The sequence below is a fragment of the Kitasatospora sp. NPDC088548 genome (genome assembly GCF_044753005.1).
Lineage (GTDB): Bacteria > Actinomycetota > Actinomycetes > Streptomycetales > Streptomycetaceae > Kitasatospora.
This window is the reverse complement of sequence record NZ_JBIVMI010000075.1, coordinates 1-1965: the sequence shown is the minus strand read 5'-3', so window position 1 is coordinate 1965 and position 1965 is coordinate 1. Positions and strand designations below refer to the sequence as shown.

Sequence of the window (1965 nt, the reverse complement as noted above, 5' to 3'; positions counted from 1 at the left end):
GGTGAGTCGGCGGCGGGAATTGCACCCGCCGCCGCTCGCAGAACCGTGCGGGAGCCTCTCGGCTCACACGGCTCCCATCGTCCAGCCGTCAGGCTTGAGTCCGAACCGCCAGTGGGCGAACAGGTTCGGGTAGCGGCGGGCCGCGCCCGCCATCAGTTCCCGGGCCCGTTTCTCCCGGCGGTGCAGTCGTTTGTACTTCCGGCACGCCCAGCGAACCAGCAGTTCGTTGAGGCGCCTCAGGAGCGGATACAACATGGACTTGTAGAAGCGCCCGTAGTAGTTGATCCAGCCCTGCACGATGCTGTTGAACATCCGCGCAAGGTCCATCAGTGACTTGTCGCTGCGCCGGGCGATGTGCCAGGAACGGATCTCCTTGCCCATCGCCTTGATCGCCTCCTTGCTGACCGCGGGCAGGAAGTTCACGAAGTGCTTCCCGAACCGGTTCTTGGCCAGCCTGGGCCGGAACGTGTACCCGAGGAACGTGAACGACGTGTGCTCGTACGAGCCCCGCCGGTCGGCGTCCTTGCAGTACACGATGCGCGTCTTGTCCGGATGCAGTTCCAGACCGACCTGCGCCAACCTGGCCGCGAGGGCGTCCCGCACCTTGCGGGCCTGCCACTCGCTGCGACAGTGGATCACCGCATCATCGCAGTACCGTTCGAACGTGACCTGCGGGAACTCCCGCGTCAGCCACACATCGAACGCGTAGTGCAGATACAGATTCGCCAGCACGGGCGAGATCGCCGACCCCTGCGGAGTCCCACGATCCCGCTGCTGCACCGTCCCGTCCGCCTTCGCCAGCGGCGCGATGAGCCACCGCCGGACGTAGAGCAGAACCCACTTCCCGTCCTCGTCGACGTGCCGTTCGACCGCCTTGAGCATCAGCTCGTGGTCGACGCTGTCGAAGAACGCCCGGATGTCGAGATCGACCACCCAGTCGCTTCTCCAGCAGCGCTGCCGGCACTGCTCCACCGCGTCCAGCGCGGACCGCCGGGGGCGATAGCCGTAGGAGTCTGGGTGAAACACAGGCTCCACCCGACGCTCCAGATACATTGCGGCCACCGTCTGAGCGATCCGGTCGGCCACGGTGGGCACCCCGAGCACGCGGACACCTCGTCCGCCCGCCTTGGGGATCTCCACGGCTCTGACGGCCGGAGGGAAATACGAGCCGGACGACATGCGATTCCACAGCTTGAACAAGTTGCCTTGCAGGTCCTGTTCGAACCGTTCGATCGTCACCCCGTCCGTCCCGGGTGCACCCTTGTTGGCTTTGACCCGCTGATATGCCTCCCACACCATCCACTTGGGGATGTCAAACGACTTGACCTTGGTCTCGGCCTGCGGCCTCGATCCGTTCACCTGGCTCCTCCCGGGAACTCCGGTTGACCACCAAACAGGACCAGGACGACCCGCCCCCTTCGCTCCACCCCCATTACAGGGGCTTCAGCACTACTACGAGGCGGTCCGTCCCCCTGCCGCGCATCGGTACTCTCCCCCTTGCAGTTTCAGCTGCTTGAGGTTCTCCCTTGACACCGGCAAGCCGTCAACACGGCCGTCGGCAGCATCGCGGCGAGGGGTTCCCACGTTCCGCACCGACGCCTGAACCGAGCTCGCGCCACCTTCATGCCGGGCACCACCTGGCCAGGAATACAGGAACCCGCCAGATTCATCCCGGGGCAACAACTGGACCCCGGTTTCGGTAACCATCCATACGCTTTCGACACTTCGGCGGTGGTTCACTCACGTTCGCCTTCTCGGTTCACACCTGACGCATCAAGTGCGCCTTGTCCGCAGTGCTCACCACCCCGGCTCATTCACCGGAGCAGCCTGCGGTGGTTTGAGACCTCCCCCTGCGTGGGCGGTCCCGGAGGGCCTACCTCCATCACCAGTGCAGCATCACGTCGGAAGTTTCCGTCTCTACACCGGAACCTCCCTCAGTGTTCGTGGCGCACAGTCGTCCGCGTA

General features: G+C 64.8%; 1 protein-coding gene. It reads right to left on the bottom strand.

The window, feature by feature from the left end:
* Positions 1-63: 63 nt before the first annotated feature.
* A complete protein-coding gene (ltrA, locus tag ACIP82_RS37790) occupies positions 64-1359 on the bottom strand; it encodes a group II intron reverse transcriptase/maturase (RefSeq protein WP_363614600.1) in 1296 nt (431 codons plus the stop codon).
* Positions 1360-1965 lie beyond the last annotated feature (606 nt).